The 15,636-nt window shown below is 39.4% G+C and carries 15 protein-coding genes; 7 read left to right on the forward strand and 8 right to left on the reverse strand.

Going from position 1 to position 15,636, the window contains the following annotated elements; translation table 11 throughout:
- Nucleotides 1–6: 6 nt before the first annotated feature.
- Nucleotides 7–345, forward strand: a complete 339-nt coding sequence (locus FVA72_RS20145) for a hypothetical protein (protein ID WP_094962477.1) — start codon at nucleotides 7–9, stop codon at nucleotides 343–345.
- Nucleotides 346–348: 3 nt separating this feature from the next.
- Here the strand turns inward: FVA72_RS20145 and FVA72_RS20150 are convergent, their stop codons facing one another.
- From FVA72_RS20150 to pldA, 5 genes are all read right to left on the reverse strand, one after another.
- Entirely contained in the window at nucleotides 349–1,152 is an 804-nt protein-coding gene (locus FVA72_RS20150) for a tetratricopeptide repeat protein (protein ID WP_004906030.1), read from the reverse strand.
- A 256-nt stretch (nucleotides 1,153–1,408) separates the two neighbouring features.
- Nucleotides 1,409–2,221 (reverse strand): sugar/pyridoxal phosphate phosphatase YigL, encoded by an 813-nt coding sequence (gene yigL / locus FVA72_RS20155; RefSeq protein ID WP_094962476.1) that lies wholly within the window; start codon nucleotides 2,219–2,221, stop codon nucleotides 1,409–1,411.
- Nucleotides 2,222–2,234: 13 nt separating this feature from the next.
- Nucleotides 2,235–3,230, reverse strand: a complete 996-nt coding sequence (gene pldB, locus FVA72_RS20160; protein WP_004906034.1) for a lysophospholipase L2 — start codon at nucleotides 3,228–3,230, stop codon at nucleotides 2,235–2,237.
- Between the two features lie 20 nt (nucleotides 3,231–3,250).
- The gene (gene recQ, locus FVA72_RS20165; RefSeq protein WP_110591042.1) at nucleotides 3,251–5,077 is read right to left on the reverse strand and encodes an ATP-dependent DNA helicase RecQ; all 1,827 of its coding nucleotides are present in this window, start codon (nucleotides 5,075–5,077) and stop codon (nucleotides 3,251–3,253) included.
- Between the two features lie 110 nt (nucleotides 5,078–5,187).
- Nucleotides 5,188–6,081 carry a phospholipase A gene (pldA, locus tag FVA72_RS20170; protein WP_004906038.1) on the reverse strand — a complete coding sequence of 298 codons (894 nt, stop codon included), beginning with the start codon at nucleotides 6,079–6,081 and terminating at the stop codon, nucleotides 5,188–5,190.
- Between the two features lie 155 nt (nucleotides 6,082–6,236).
- Here pldA and FVA72_RS20175 point away from each other — a divergent pair, with 155 nt between their 5' ends.
- The 4 genes from FVA72_RS20175 to FVA72_RS20190 all read left to right on the forward strand — a co-directional run bounded on the left by FVA72_RS20175 (nucleotide 6,237) and on the right by FVA72_RS20190 (nucleotide 11,687).
- The gene (locus tag FVA72_RS20175; RefSeq protein WP_110591041.1) at nucleotides 6,237–6,707 is read left to right on the forward strand and encodes a thioesterase family protein; all 471 of its coding nucleotides are present in this window, start codon (nucleotides 6,237–6,239) and stop codon (nucleotides 6,705–6,707) included.
- A 158-nt stretch (nucleotides 6,708–6,865) separates the two neighbouring features.
- Entirely contained in the window at nucleotides 6,866–7,759 is an 894-nt protein-coding gene (gene rarD / locus FVA72_RS20180; protein ID WP_004906041.1) for an EamA family transporter RarD, read from the forward strand.
- A 755-nt stretch (nucleotides 7,760–8,514) separates the two neighbouring features.
- Entirely contained in the window at nucleotides 8,515–9,867 is a 1,353-nt protein-coding gene (locus FVA72_RS20185) for an APC family permease (RefSeq protein WP_096864356.1), read from the forward strand.
- A 101-nt stretch (nucleotides 9,868–9,968) separates the two neighbouring features.
- Nucleotides 9,969–11,687: an amidohydrolase gene (locus FVA72_RS20190; protein WP_110591040.1), complete on the forward strand. Its 1,719-nt coding sequence runs from the start codon at nucleotides 9,969–9,971 to the stop codon at nucleotides 11,685–11,687.
- Between the two features lie 147 nt (nucleotides 11,688–11,834).
- On the opposite strand, the gene FVA72_RS20195 is transcribed toward FVA72_RS20190, so the two are convergent.
- Nucleotides 11,835–11,978 (reverse strand): Hok/Gef family protein, encoded by a 144-nt coding sequence (locus tag FVA72_RS20195; RefSeq protein ID WP_110591039.1) that lies wholly within the window; start codon nucleotides 11,976–11,978, stop codon nucleotides 11,835–11,837.
- 527 nt (nucleotides 11,979–12,505) lie between these two features.
- Between FVA72_RS20195 and FVA72_RS20200 the strand changes: the two genes are divergently transcribed.
- Both FVA72_RS20200 and prfH read left to right on the forward strand, forming a co-directional pair.
- The gene (locus FVA72_RS20200; RefSeq protein WP_094962469.1) at nucleotides 12,506–13,639 is read left to right on the forward strand and encodes an RNA ligase RtcB family protein; all 1,134 of its coding nucleotides are present in this window, start codon (nucleotides 12,506–12,508) and stop codon (nucleotides 13,637–13,639) included.
- Entirely contained in the window at nucleotides 13,639–14,250 is a 612-nt protein-coding gene (gene prfH, locus FVA72_RS20205) for a peptide chain release factor H (RefSeq protein ID WP_110591038.1), read from the forward strand. Before FVA72_RS20200 ends, prfH begins: the two co-directional genes overlap by 1 nt.
- A gap of 82 nt (nucleotides 14,251–14,332) precedes the next feature.
- Here prfH and FVA72_RS20210 read toward each other — a convergent pair whose 3' ends face one another.
- Together FVA72_RS20210 and FVA72_RS20215 are read right to left on the reverse strand one after the other, a co-directional pair.
- Nucleotides 14,333–14,608 (reverse strand): hypothetical protein, encoded by a 276-nt coding sequence (locus FVA72_RS20210; protein ID WP_110591037.1) that lies wholly within the window; start codon nucleotides 14,606–14,608, stop codon nucleotides 14,333–14,335.
- A gap of 192 nt (nucleotides 14,609–14,800) precedes the next feature.
- Entirely contained in the window at nucleotides 14,801–15,385 is a 585-nt protein-coding gene (locus FVA72_RS20215; protein WP_110591036.1) for a 2OG-Fe(II) oxygenase, read from the reverse strand.
- Nucleotides 15,386–15,636 lie beyond the last annotated feature (251 nt).

Below are 15,636 nucleotides of genomic sequence, written 5' to 3' on the forward strand. Positions count from 1 at the left end.
CGTATTATGCCATTACAATTAAATGAAAAAGACGAATTAGTGATGTTGAGGATCGCCCAACTTGAACGTGTTGGGTCGATTTTATTCTTTTTAATTCCATTAATTATCTTATTAATTGTTGGGAAAGCTTTTGCATTTAATACACTGTACCTTTGGCAAGTGTATTGTGCGGTTTATATCGTTGGGTTTCGTGTACTTTGTAGCAAGCTATCATCACAACAGCAACAGCTAGCTATTCGTCGAGGCTGGGGAAACAATCGTTTTTATCGGCTTTCTTGGTGCTATCTTGTATTATCTGTTGTCATACTGGTGGGATACAAAATCGTATCCCACACATCTGCTTAATCATTAGCTGGCTTTAAAACCATACGATTTAATATAACCTTCCGCTAATTTTTGTGCTTGCTGTAATTCTTCAGGGCTTAACTGAGCCGCAATCTTATTTTGTAGACGATGACTTTCTGCGTTGCCGCTATACACCGCAGTTGCAAGCCATGCGTAGGCTTGCTGCAAGTTTTTCTTCACACCACGTCCTTCAGAATACATGACACCTAAGCGGTCTTGAGACTTGGCATCCTTTTGTTTCGCGGCTTTTCTAAACCAAAACACTGCTTTCTCGTCATCTAAATCAACGCCACTCCCAATCGAGTACATTTGGCCTATTTGGAATTGAGCAAGTATATTTCCGCCTTGCGCTGCTTTTCTAAACCAAAATGCCGCTTTTTCTAGGTTTTGACTGACACCTAAGCCTTGTGCGTACATCATAGCCATGTTGGTTTCAGCTCGGGTATCACCTTGAGCCGCTGCTTGTTCATACCATAGCATCGCTTTGTCATAATCACGACGCACACCAAAACCATTTACAAACATCGTACCTAAGCGAAACTGTGCATCTGAATTCCCTTGGTTCCCCGCCTTAATAAACCACTCAGCCGCTGCTTTAGAATCTTGAGAAACACCTAAACCTTTAAAATAACGCTCTCCTAGCTGAAATTGAGCTTTAGGATCACCTTTTTGTGCTAACTGCGTAATTTGTTCAATCGAGGGTTCTTGTGCTGCTGTCGCCGGTGCTGGCGCAGTGGTAGGTTTAGCGGTTAAAACAGAACTATAACAAATCGAGCCTAACAACAGTGCTAACGCAATTTTTTTCATCCTAAGGAACCCTCAACAGTGCAATATGCAACCTGTGAAAACAGTGCTATCCATTAATATCGACCGAAACACTCATCCCCCTAGTTTAAATTTACTTTTTGTCAGAAAAAATAGGAAAAGTGGCCTAAATTTCACAAAAAGCACGTTTCGCTGTATTTTCGCTATGGGAACTTACGTTTTTCATCTAATTGAGATAATAAAAAACCAGATAAACATATTGCCTATCTGGTTCCTCTATTTCAAATAACAAAATACATTATGCGTTATTAAGGTATTTATTTCTCAGATAACGAGCAACAGCATCATCACTATTCGAACCAATGACTTCCATGTGTGGTAACGCATCTTTTAGCAATTGATGAGCATTTTGCATGATGCAGCCTTTTCCAGCCATAGTCAGCATTTCTTTGTCATTCATGCCATCGCCAAAAGCAATACTATCACTCGGTGTATAGCCATGTAGTGCCGCAACTTGCTTCAGAGCCTCACCTTTAGAAACATCACCAGCCATAACTTCTAAACAGCTACGCAATGAAAACGTTACATTCACTTTATCTTGCCAGCGTGCTTGAATGCGCTGCTGTAAATCCACCAGCAGGTCATGATCTTCACTGGTGTAGTAAACTTTACAGACTTCAGAAGTGACAAAATTATGGCGGTCAAACAGCTGGTAGTTAAATACCGATTCTTTAAAAAATTCTTTTTGTTCAGGGCTTTCCCTGTTGATAAACCAATCATCACCATGGTAGTAATTAGTGATAAGTTCAGGGTTATCAAATTCCATCAAACACAGTTCATGAGCTATTTGAGGGTCAACATTGTGCTCAAAAATTAAGTCACCGCGGGTATTATGGATCCGTGCACCGTTAGATGTGATCATATACGCGTCGATGCCTAAACCATCACGGATTTGAGCAACATCCACATGGTGACGGCCTGTTGCAAACACAAAATGCACATCTTGGGAAGTCACTAGCTGTTTCAAGGTGTCTTTTGTATAAGACGTTAAATCATGATTGGGAGATAACAGTGTCCCATCCAAATCGGAAGCAACTACAGGATATTTCATATTCAAACCCTAACTAATACTGCTCAAAAAAATCACAGATAGCATTAAGCGCCATCGCTCTTAATGCATCCACTTCAAATAGGATTTCATGGTGTGCCCCTTCAATGATGAGAGGTAATTTTTCTTCTCGTCCTATTTGCGCTTTTTGTCGGCTTTGACAAAAAGCTTGTAGCTCTTTATTGCTGACCACTTTTTCTTCGCTGGCTTCCAACACCATCAGTGGTACATCAATTTCTCCCGCTTTCGCAATTAGCTCATCGCCAATCACAAAACTTTCACGTAACCAATGGTAAGTCGGCCCACCTAAGCGCAATTCAGGATAATCGGCATAATAACGTAAGTAGCGCCGATAACGCTCTGGGCTGTGTGTTAATACATTGATTAAATAAGGTAATGGCTGCCATTTCCCAGTAGAAGCCGCATAATCATTACGGACACTTTCGCGAGATTCGGCTCTATCAACAATAAAGCTCGCCATCCAACGAGGCATTGGTAAATTAATACCAATCATCGGCGCACATAAGGTTGCAGCATCAAAAGTGACGTTATCTCGCAACAAATACCCGGCTAAGATAGCACTCCCCATTGAGTGAGCTAATGCATAACATTTTGGATAATGCCGATATTTAACCTCAAGCTCAATGAACTTTTCAAAATCGTCAATGTAATCAGTGAATTTTTCAACATGGCCTTTTTGAGGATCCGCTAACATGCGCCCTGATCGCCCTTGCCCACGGTGATCAATAATAAACACATCATAGCCTAAATGATAAAAATCATAAGCCACTTCAGGGTACTTCACATAACTTTCACTGCGCCCCGGTGAAATGACAATCGCTTTATGATGCTTTGGATGAATAAAACGGACATAGTGAATGGGGATATCATCAACCCCCACGAATTGAGATTCTTCACGGTGTTGCCAGAAATCTAAAAGCGGGCCATTTGTAAAAGCAGAAAATTGAGTTTCTCGATTCAGCCAACTCTCTTTTAGGTTTTCAGGCGTCATCCTGCAGTTTCCTTATCTATTCATTCATAACCTTCAAGATGGTCTTGGATAAGCGCCATAAATGCTACTCCAAAACGTTCGAGCTTGCGTTCGCCAACACCATTGATTAACAGTAATTCGGCAGGTGAAGTCGGGGTGTGCTCAGCCATTTCTATTAATGTTGCATCATTAAACACCACAAATGGCGGAATATTTTCTTCATCTGCAATGGATTTACGCAATTTACGCAGTTTAGCAAAGAGCTTTTTATCATAATTGCCATGATAAATTTTGTTTTGTTGATTACGGCTTTTTACCACTAAAACACGAGGAACTGCGAGTTTTAGTACAGCTTCACCACGTAATACTGGCCGTGCTGCCTCCGTTAATTGAAGCGCTGAAAAATGCGTAATATTCTGTGTGATCATACCTAAATGGATCAGTTGGCGAATCACACTGACCCAATGTTCATTACTTTGTTCTTTACCAATGCCATAGACGGGCAGTTTATCATGGCCTAAGTCACGAATACGCTGATTATTAGCGCCACGCAGAACCTCAACAATATAGCCGATACCAAAGCGCTGACCAACACGATAAATACAGGACAGCGCTTTTTGCGCATCCACTAACCCATCGTACTGTTTTGGTGGGTCTAAGCAAATATCACAATTGCCACAAGGCTGCTGGCGATTTTCACCAAAATAATTGAGTAGCACCAAACGGCGGCAAGTTTGTGCTTCAGCAAAAGCCGCGATGGCATTCAGCTTATGCCGTTCTATATCTTGCTGCATACCCGCAGGCTTTTCTTCAAGACAACGACGTAACCATGCCATATCTGCAGGGTCATAAAATAAAATGGCTTCGGCTTCAACACCGTCACGACCTGCCCGCCCTGTTTCTTGATAATACGCTTCGATATTACGCGGAATATCAAAATGAGCGACAAACCGAACGTTTGATTTGTTAATTCCCATCCCAAAAGCCACTGTCGCCACGACAACTTGTAGGTTATCTTTTAGAAATGCATCTTGTACCCACTCCCGTTGGGCAGCGTCTAACCCTGCATGGTATGCCGCAACACTTAAGCCTCGCTTTTGCAAGCGCTCTGTCGTTTCTTCAACCTTACTGCGACTATTACAATAAACAATACCCGCTTTTCCTTTTTGCCCTTTAATAAAAAACCAAAGTTGATCTAAAGGCTTATATTTTTCGACTAAGGTATAACGAATATTTGGCCTATCAAAGCTACTCACATGGACTAATGGCTCATGTAGCTCTAATAAGCGAATAATGTCTGCACGTGTGGTTTCATCCGCAGTTGCGGTTAACGCCATCACGGGTACATTAGGTAATGATTGCCGTAATTGGCCTAGTGCGCGGTATTCAGGGCGAAAATCATGTCCCCATTGGGAAATACAGTGGGCTTCATCCACTGCTAGCAAGGTGATGTTCCATCCTGCTAATTGGCTTAAGAAATAATCAGTTAACAACCGTTCAGGAGCAACATACAGTAATTTTATTTCCCCCTGACTGCACTGCTCCATGATTTGACGTTGTTCTTGTGACGTTTGCGATGAATTTAAACACGCAGCATTAACCCCATGTAACCTTAATTGGTCAACTTGGTCTTTCATTAATGATATTAATGGTGAAACGACCAGTGTGACACCTTCTTTAACTAAAGCAGGAACTTGGTAGCAAAGGGATTTTCCCCCCCCTGTTGGCATTAACACTAAGCAATCACGGTTATCCAAAATAGCCCCAATGACGGCATCTTGCCCAGGGCGAAATGACTGATAGCCGAATGTACTATTGAGCACATGTTCAGCCAATGAAAGTTGGTTAATGACGCAAGCAGTGGACACAAACTTCCTCAATCGATAAAACAAGCCGCTGCCCAATTGAGCAGCGAAGTTGTTGATTCATGACTTGGTATTCAACTCAGAACAAAATAGAGAGCTGAGTTTTTCTTCCATTACAGCATATCGTTTAGCATAACACCGATACCAAAACGTGTTTGGCGATAATTGTAGTCTATCATCGACTCACCATATCCGCTAAACAACTGGGTATAAAAACGCACATGTTTACTAATTGGATAGCTCCACCCCAATTCTGCACCACCATACCCTGTATTCCAGTTATAGCGCCCAGTCGTAGTAAACACGCTGTCTCCCAACGCATACCCTACTTTTAAGCGATAGTAACCCATATATTTGGTAATATCAGAATTATCATCACGCCCTTCACTTTCATGAATGCGGTACCAAGGTTTGAGATCAACTTGCCAGTTACCATTTTGCGCCATTGCCCTTGCATATACTCGGTTCCAGCTGCGAGAAGTAGGCTCTGAACGACCATTTGACTCGTGGTTAAAACCTGTTTCAATCTCACGCAACGTCCAACCCGCAAATTGGTAGTCGGTTAACCAGCCAACAAACACTTGAGGCTCATAGTTAGTTTCTCTAAATGGTGAAGATTCTTTTTTATTACTTAGCTGCCACCAAGAACGCTGAGTATAAGAAACAGCTAAAATTGAGTCATCACCCGCAATACCCGCCCATAATGGAAACGCTAAACTTAATTGAAATTTAACTTCGTCCTTTAACGCATCATCACCCCAATTGTAGCTAGAAATGGCTTCTTTATTCATCGAGGATGTATAGGTATAAAGGATATAATTCGATTCATATGGATACAGCACAAATGGGTTATCATGGTGTTGCAGTAATCCTGAAATGATGCTTCCACGTATTGGCAAGGTATTTTTGACATCTTCTTCAGGCTGAACACCTGTATTTTCAGTCGCAAACAATGAAGCAGACCAAAAGCAGAGCACTGCACTTAACAAAATCGGTAAAGCGCGCATTAGTCATTCCTATTTTCAACATCGTCCAAAAAAAGTTTGTCCTATTTTACACACAAAACTGAATAACTGTTGAAAGATTATTCATTCGTTTGTTAGAGACATAATTTACACATAATGTTAACTTATTATTCACATATTTTTAAAGGATGAAAACGATGAATGACCGTACTTATACTTTAGAAGAAGCCAGTGACTTAATGAGCCATGCATTTATTTATAAAATGCCATTTAACCAGCTACTTGGTATTAAATTAATGAGTTTAAATGATGATTTTGTTCAGCTTACTGTTGAAAATCGTCAACAATTAATTGGTAATTTTACTCAGAACATTTTACATGGCGGTGTGATCGCTTCGGTTTTAGATGTTGCAGGGGGGATGGTATGCATCAATCGTATTTTGCAGCGTATTAATCCATTAACCCACACCGAGATTGTCGATAAAATGTCCCGAATGGGGACAATCGACTTACGAGTTGATTATTTACGCCCCGGTCGAGGGCAAATTTTTACTGCTAGTGCTAGCTTATTAAGAGACGGTAATAAAATAGCCGTTACCCGCTGCGAGTTTCATAATGAAAACAACCAGCATATTGCAACAGCAACGGCAACTTATCTGGTTGGATAGAAATAAAATATAAATAATTAGTCACCTACTAAACTAATAACTTGTAAAAAAACCTGAGCAATGTCACATTAGTGGTATCAAAAATCGAGCCGCTTAAATCGGCTCGGTCTCTCTGTATAAGTATCTTTTTAGTCTTTAATTCAATTTCAGAGCCAACAATGAGCCAGCAAAATACTACCAAAGGCGTGTTATGTGCCTTAGGCGCCTATTTTATTTGGGGTGTCGCACCTATTTATTTTAAAAGCATCCAAGAAGTGCCCGCAGAAGAAATCCTGACTCATCGTATTATTTGGTCATTTTTCTTTATGATTTTATTATTAACAGTTTCACGGCATTGGAGTTATGTTCGCCAAGTACTAAAGCAACCAAAGAAAATATTAGTTCTTGGTGTAACGGCAACGACAATTGCTTGTAACTGGTTAATTTATATTTGGGCAGTTAATAATGGTTATATGCTACAAGCTAGCTTAGGTTACTTTATTAACCCACTAGTTAACGTACTGTTTGGAATGCTATTCTTACAAGAACGTTTTCGCCGCATGCAGTGGATTGCTGTTGGTCTTGCACTAACAGGTGTATTGATCCAGCTTTGGCAATTTGGCTCAGTGCCTGTGATTGGGCTAAGTTTAGCTGTTACATTTGCCACCTATGGATTATTACGTAAAAAATTAGGGGTCGACGCACAAACAGGAATGACATTCGAAACACTTTGGCTGCTTCCTGTCGGGATTATCTTCTTATTATTTTTTGCAGATAGTCCAACGAGTGATATGGCAATGAATGATTGGCATTTGAATGCACTTCTGATTGCTGCCGGGGTAATTACTACAGTGCCACTGTTACTATTTACAGAAGCAGCTAACCATTTAAGGCTTTCAACGCTAGGCTTTTTCCAATATATGGGGCCAAGTATTATGTTCTTACTCGCCGTCTTTGTGTACGGTGAAGTTATGACACCTGAATTGTTAGTCACTTTTGGGTTTATCTGGGTTGCATTAATTTTATTTACATTAGATGCATTATATACCCAGCAGAAACTGAGAAAAAAATAATGGCTAACTGTTTACAGAAACTCAGATAGCCGGTAAATAGCGTTAATATTAAATACCGACTCTCGTTTTATATTCTAAACGAAGTCGGTGTTTCATTATATGGAACTCAAATAGTTAATTTAATTAATGCAAATAGGCTATTTAATTAAGTAGTAAATTCTTTATCTACCACATGATAAATTAAAATTAATTTAAATCTTTTTGTTCTTATCTATATATACGCAATTGTAACAAAATAAATTTAATCACATAAAATCAATAAGTTAAACAGAAAAATTCATCTTGATTTTCTATACATAATAGCTATCATTTAACTTATCTTAAATCCACTTCAATTAATAAACACATCCATCAAACAACTCTTTGAAATAAAAGTAGTTGTTTATTTTTTTCAATTAATGATTGCTTAATAGGAACTTGGTAATTATATTGTACGCCGCTTGTATTCACCCCAGCGGATGGTGATGGTCCGATTCATCACTGACGTTTCATTAAAGTGCGCACGATGACATTTCATTTTAAAAATGTCCTGGTGCGAGGTTTTCTGAAATTGAATGCAGACGGTTCTAAGATTTAATTTAATACAACCATGTAGCGTTAAGACTCTAAATAATTCGAAAACATAACTAGGCGACGAGCGAAGCCAACAACGTTGTGATTCGAAGTATGACGAGTACGGCTGCATTTTAGGTTCACTCGGCCTGTGCATTCAGACAGAGTTAACGTTGTTAAGGGCTTTTGGGAAGGGCTTAAAAATGCAACAGAATACCGTTCAAATGAAACGCGTACTGACCACTCCTGCGTTAGTTTTTTTCGGGCTGGCTTATATGGTGCCACTCGGAATTTTCACCACCTATGGACAAGTTACTGTATTGAGTGAGGGCCATCTGCCTATCGCTTATTTAATTACATTAGCTGCCGTCTTTTTTACCGCCATGAGCTATTGCCGCATGACAAGCGCACTTCCTCTTTCAGGATCTGCTTATTCATACGTGCAAAAAACCTTTGGCGGCACACTCGGGTTTTTAGTGGGTTGGGCACAATTGCTCGACTATCTCTTTCTGCCAATTATTAACTACATTGCAATTGGGATCTTTGTTCATGAAGCGTTCCCCGATATCCCAATGTATGTGATTATTTGCAGTACCATCACAATTGTTAGCATTATGAATATTTTGGGAATTAAATTAGTTTCCTCAATGAATATGCTAATCATTTTAATGCAATTTGTATTTATCGCAGTGTTCCTATACTTAAGTTTTAAAACTTCGTTTGTATTGGATACTGATGCTTTATTGGCACCTATTACGGTAATGTCAGAACAAGTATCAGGGTTATTTGCCGGTGCAGCGGTGCTATGCCTAGCCTTCCTTGGCTTTGATGCGATCTCCACCATGGCAGAAGAAACCAAAGATGCACGTAGTGCGTTACCAAAAGCGATTCTATACACCGTGTTTATCGCAGGTACGCTATTTGTCATCATTTCCTATGGTGCGCACTTGGTTTACCCGATGTGGCAAGATTTCATTCCTAATACCGATATTGCTAGCCTTGCGGTAATGAAACAAGTTGGTGGTGCGATGATGGCTTCTAGCTTTATCACCGCTTATGTTATCGGTGTATTTGCCTCGGCAATGACCTCACAAGCCAGTATTGTGCGTATTTTCTATGCGATGGGCCGTGAAGGTGTGTTACCACGTTCGCTGTTTGCTTATCTGCATCCAAGACTCAATACACCGGTTTACTCAATTATCTTTGTTGCGTTAGCATCACTGCTTTCATTAGTGCTTTCACTCAGCATGGTCGCCTCAATGATTAGTTTTGGTGCCTTAATTGCATTCACTTTTGTGAATTTATCGGTCATTAAACATTTTTACATTGACCGTAAAGCACCGCTGGATAATACAAAAATTATCACTTGCCTGATTATGCCTTCTATTGGTGTTATCCTAACATTATGGTTATGGACAAGCCTTGATAGCGAAGCCTTTAAAGTGGGTTTATGGTGGCTAGCCGCAGGGGCAATTTACTTAGCACTGCTGACCCATGGTTTTACTCGTCGTCCACCTGCAATCTCTGACGATGAAACTGAAATGATTATTAACTAAGCATTTCAAGTCTTATAAATGATTACGGGGGAGCACTTGCCTTCCCCGTTGTTTTTTTAGCTCTGGTGCCACCAAAGCACCACTGATACAGACGGTTTACAATGAATAATCAATTAGCTGACGTTATTTATTTTAACGGTTATATATATACTGCGAATGATAAAAATCGCGTTGTCGATGCAGTTGCTGTTCGTGATGGTTACATTCTTGCCACAGGCACTTCTGATGAACTTCATCAGTATGTTGGCCCTGAAACAGAGAGTATCGATCTCGAAGGCAAAATGATGATGCCTGGTATCATTGATGGTCATATGCACCCTTTTTGGGGCGGTATTCAACTCTTCGGTTGTCATTTAAATTATGAATCGTTAACTATCGAGCAAATTTTAGAGCGTGTACAAGATCACCTCGATAAAGACCCTCGTACCGGGGAAAATGATTGGCTCAAAGTCACTGCATGGCTACGTCAAGGAATGATCCCGGCGGGTGTTGATATGTATCGTGAAGATATGGACAAGCTCAATACAAAACGCCCTGTCGTATTATTTTCAAATGACTGCCATACATTGCTAGCCAATAGCCGTGCTCTCGAACTATTTGGTATCACTAAAGACACGCCTGAGCCACCTGATGGTAAAATTGGCAAATACGAGAACGGTGAGTTGAATGGCATCCTTGAAGATGCACCCGCTATGCGTGCTGCCGATAGCATTCCTTCAATTCGTGACGACCAAGCAATTGAAGTTGCTGAATTAGTACAGAAAGTACTTAACCAGCAAGGTGTGACTATGGTGATGGACGCCCGCGTTTCAGAACAACAGCTTGAAGCCTTTTCTCAATTACAGCAACGTGGTGACCTTACGATCCGTTTCCAAGCTGCTCGTGAAATCACCCCCGATGAAACACCAGATGTTGCTTCAGTAGCGGCAGCCGTGGATAAAGCCGTTGCATTTGCCAAAAAATGGCACCAAGCTGATTGGACACCAACCCCAGGTATTGGCTTGAATAATATTAAAATGTTTGTTGATGGTGTCATGCAATTTCCAACAATGACAGCGTCGTTATTGCAGCCATACCGCATTAATCAAGGCACAGATGACACGCCTAATTGGGTAGAAACGGATAACTATGGTGATCTGTATTTCACAGCTGAAATTCTTGATGAATTAATGGAAAAAATTGCCGCAGCAGGCTATGACCCTCACTTGCATACTGTTGGTGAAGGTGCCGTTTCCATCGTATTAGATGCGATTGAAAAAATGCGAGCAGCGCACCCAGAAAAAGATATTCGCCCAGGACTCGCTCACAATGAACTAGTCCATGCGGATGATTACGCCCGTTTTGCGCGCTTAAAAACCATCGCTTGTTTATCTTTCCAGTGGGCAGCCCCAACTCCAGAGCTAGCGGCTTTTGAGAAAAAAATGCTCGGTGATGAACGTTTTGAGCAACTTGAACCCATCGCTAAATTTGTCGATGCTGGCGCGGTTGTTGCATTTGGTAGTGACTGGCCAATCGATGATTTCGATGAGTGGTATGATTTAAAAGTCGCAGCGACACGCCGTGGCCGCGATATTAATGGCCAAAAAGCACCGAGACTCGATAATGACCGAGATTTGACGGTAATTGAAGTTTTGCGCTCTGCAACCATTGACTCTGCTTATGCACAGCACCGTGAAGATGTACTCGGCTCATTAGAGGCTGGAAAATTTGCTGATATGATCGTGCTAGATCGCAATGTATTTGAGATCCCTGCTGATGATATTGAAAATGTAAAAGTATTACGTACAATTATTGGTGGAAAAACTGTACATATTGCTTAATTATTTATTTAGATAACTAATTAAATAAACACCCCAAAGATTCAATAATATCTTGGGGTGTTTTTAATTGGGCACTTAATTCCAAACCTGAATACTCACAATTAAATCGGGAAATTACGAGGGAATAAACTCCCTCGTAAAGCAACATTATTCTTCGTAAGAAAACGTTGTTTGAACAACTGTATTTCCATGACTAATGACAATTAGGCAAAGCCTATCCCGCATTAATAGTGAAATACCGAACACGGTAATACACGCCGAAACAAACGCAATCACTGCGAACTTGCTCATTTCCCTTGACCTCTTAATAGTTAAGAGGCACAATCCTAATTGTTCGGTTAGGTTTGGGCCTCGTTGGTTAATAATAACTAACGGGGCTTTTCCATTTCTAACCCAAACATTTTATCCAATATAATAAGCTTGAACCAGAAAGGCTCAAGCACCCGCCCAAATGATAGCAAACTTTTATATTTCACTCACGCTCAATTCCATTGGAATAAATAAAAATATAAATTTAATTATCTAATTATTAGTTCGTATAATATTAATTAATTTACATATTGATTTTATATATTGGTTTAAGAAAAAGGCTAAAAATCGGCTATCTTTAAAATAGCCCTTGCAAAAGAAAAAAGTTACCGTTAGTATCCGCAGCGTTTTATATTCATCTACTAACTGCAAGGAGGTTTACCATGACAACAATTAATCAAACTCTTTGCGGGCACACTCAGAAATAGCCACTCTCGTTAGTTAATCTATTTTCTTAATTTTGCCTGCTAATTCACCTTATTTTTCAATTAAAAATGAGTTAATAGCTTATGGGCAATACCTTACATACTGTGGATCAGCAAGTCAGCTATATCGCCACAGAATCAACATGGATTGAAAGTAAAGCAATCCAACAGTTACAAACAACCGCAAACTTACCTAATATGGTCTCTGTTGTTGGCATGCCTGACCTACATCCAGGCCGTGGATACCCAATTGGTGCGGCATTTTTCTCAACCAAGCGCTTTTATCCTGCGCTAGTTGGTAATGACATCGGTTGTGGAATGGCGCTGTTCCAAACTGATATTAAAAAATCGAAAGTTAACCTCGATAAACTCGAAAAACAACTTTCTGAAATGTCAGATCATGCGCCTTTGTCATGGCTTGAAGAGCATGTTCCAAATAACATGCAATCACATGACTTTATGTCATCATTAAGTTCTATTGGTGGCGGAAATCATTTTGCTGAATTTCAGGGCGTTGATGAAATATTAAATCCAGAATTGTTCAGCATATGTGGATTAAATAAACAACAATTACTGTTATTAGTGCATAGTGGCTCTCGTGGCTTAGGCCAATCAATCCTTCGCCAACATGTAGAAAAATATAGCCATGATGGACTTATAGACAATACTCAAGATGCAAAAGATTATCTGGAAGCTCATCAGAATGCATTAGATTTTGCCCAACTAAATCGGCAAATGATCGGTTTACGTATGCTGCAACAAGTAAAATCAAAGGGAAAACTCGTACTCGACCTTAATCATAACCTAGTTGAATACTGTAAAATCAATGGTATTGAAGGGTGGATACATCGAAAAGGAGCGACACCATCAGATCGCGGGCTAGTCGTTATCCCTGGTTCTCGAGGTGATTACAGTTATCTCGTTTCTCCACAACCAAGTCAAGTTTGTCTGAATTCTCTTGCTCATGGAGCTGGACGGAAGTGGATGCGGGCTGAGTGTAAAGGGCGTTTATCACATAAATATACACCGACTCAATTATCAAGGACGGTATTAGGTAGCCGTGTTATCTGCGCAAACAAACAATTGATTTACGAAGAAGCCCCTCAATCTTATAAATCTATTGATACTGTAATTGAAAGCATGGTGAATATTGGCATCATCCAAGTTGTTGCACGCCTTAAACCTGTTATAACCTATAAAACCAGTGGAGATTGCTAATGATATTATTACAGTTTTCCTCTGCGCAGGGGCCTGAAGAATGTTGCATAGCGGTGGAAAAAGCACTTGCTTGTTTTTTCCAAGAGGCTAAAAAGCTTTCAGTCATTGCCGATGCACTTGAGTTTTTTCCATCACGCTACGGACTGAAATCTGCCTTAATTTCATTGGAAGGTGAGAATGCAGAAATACTATCCCAAAAATGGACTGGCACTATTCAATGGCAGTGCCAAAGCCAAATTAGGCCACGACATAAACGTAAAAATTGGTTTTTGAGTGTCACCCGTTTCTCTCCCATTAAACCAATTGAAGAGAGTGAAATTGAGTTTGAATTTACTAAAGCACAGGGGGCTGGAGGGCAGCACGTTAATAAAACCTCGTCTGCGGTTAGAGCAAAACATGTCGCTACGGGTATCACTGTCAAAGTGCAATCTGAACGCAGCCAGCACGCTAACAAAAAGCTTGCGAAACAGTTAATTCAATGGAAATTGAATGAACATCAATCGCAGCAACTTAATGAACTGGATAAACAACGTCATCATTCCCATTATCAAATTGAAAGAGGAAACGCTGTAATGACTTTTTCAGGAAATGAATTTAAACGTTTAAAATAAAACAATACCACCTCAGATAAGAGGTGGTATATAATTTAAGATATCTACCTTACTGTTTTGTGCTTTACTACCCAGACAATGCTTAATTCACTAAATAACACATTGAATTATTAAATTGACATTCAGCAATATAATAATTTGGCTCAATGATAAAACTATATTCTTTTTGTGAAAAAAAACAATTTGTTGTCTGTATTAGTGACGAATGATCAATATCATAATTAATAGGTACAATATCGCCTTTATTTTTATTCATTAAGCTATTAAATGCTGTTTCTAATTGTTTTTCATATTCCATGATACTCATTCCTTGTTGAATCTGCTTGTCACCATAACCAAATTTATCAACGCTGTTCATCTATAAACTCCTTTTATGTGTACATTGAAAAATAAAAAATTAAAATGACTGATATAACCAATTAAAACAAGATAAATTGAATAAAGTTAATCTTAAATTTTAAAGAAAATAATATAGTACTAATTAGATATTATAAATATGGAAGAATATCTATCAGCCACCTCAATAAGAGGTGGTAATAGCCTGAACGGATTAAAGTATTTTTTCTGTTAAAAACCAGCCAGCAATACTTTCTCTTTTTTGTTGAGTAGGTAACACTTCATGTGGAAATTCTTCAGACATAAAAAAAATCATTCGACCTGCAAGCGGTTCTAATTCAAACAATTGATTGATTTCTTTATCATAGACAACAAGTTCACCTCCATCTCCAGCTTGCCATGCTTCATTCATATATAAAACAGTGGTTACCTTGCGACGCCCTTGTCCTCTTGGGTTATCAAGATGCTTTTTATAAAACCCACCATTAGGATAACGGCAGAAATGCGTTTCAAAATCACGCAGACCAAGATAAAGCTGGCAGTTAAGCTCTTGCCTAACCTGCTCCATTTTATCGAGATAATTAACGATAGGCTCCCCCATTTCAGGTTCTAGCCAAATAGTTTGATCAGCACGAATACTTTTATTTCCTTGTAAGGTATCGCCGCGCCCAATACGTGCATCCTGTAGGGTATCTGGGATACTATTTTTGATGGTTTGTATATGTTGCAGGCTCATGAAATCGTCCCACACATACCAACCTTGTGAGGAAAGTGAATCAATAAGTTTATCCATTGACATGATGAGTCTTAGAAAAGTTAATTAGGTAATATTTTATACTTCATTGAGATATAGTTTTAAAATTAAAAACTTAAATCCTGATGATTGATACGGCATATCAAAGTCAATCACTAAAAAGATAGTGATAGTTATCATAGAGTAAACTAGAAAAGAGATTCAAAATTACATAAATAACATACTCATTCCATAGTAAAAAAGCACTCCATCCATATTGAGTGCTTACTATAAAATCAAATTAAACGATTGATTGA

This window comes from Providencia sp. PROV061 (genome assembly GCF_011045655.1).
GTDB classification, from domain to species: domain Bacteria; phylum Pseudomonadota; class Gammaproteobacteria; order Enterobacterales; family Enterobacteriaceae; genus Providencia; species Providencia hangzhouensis.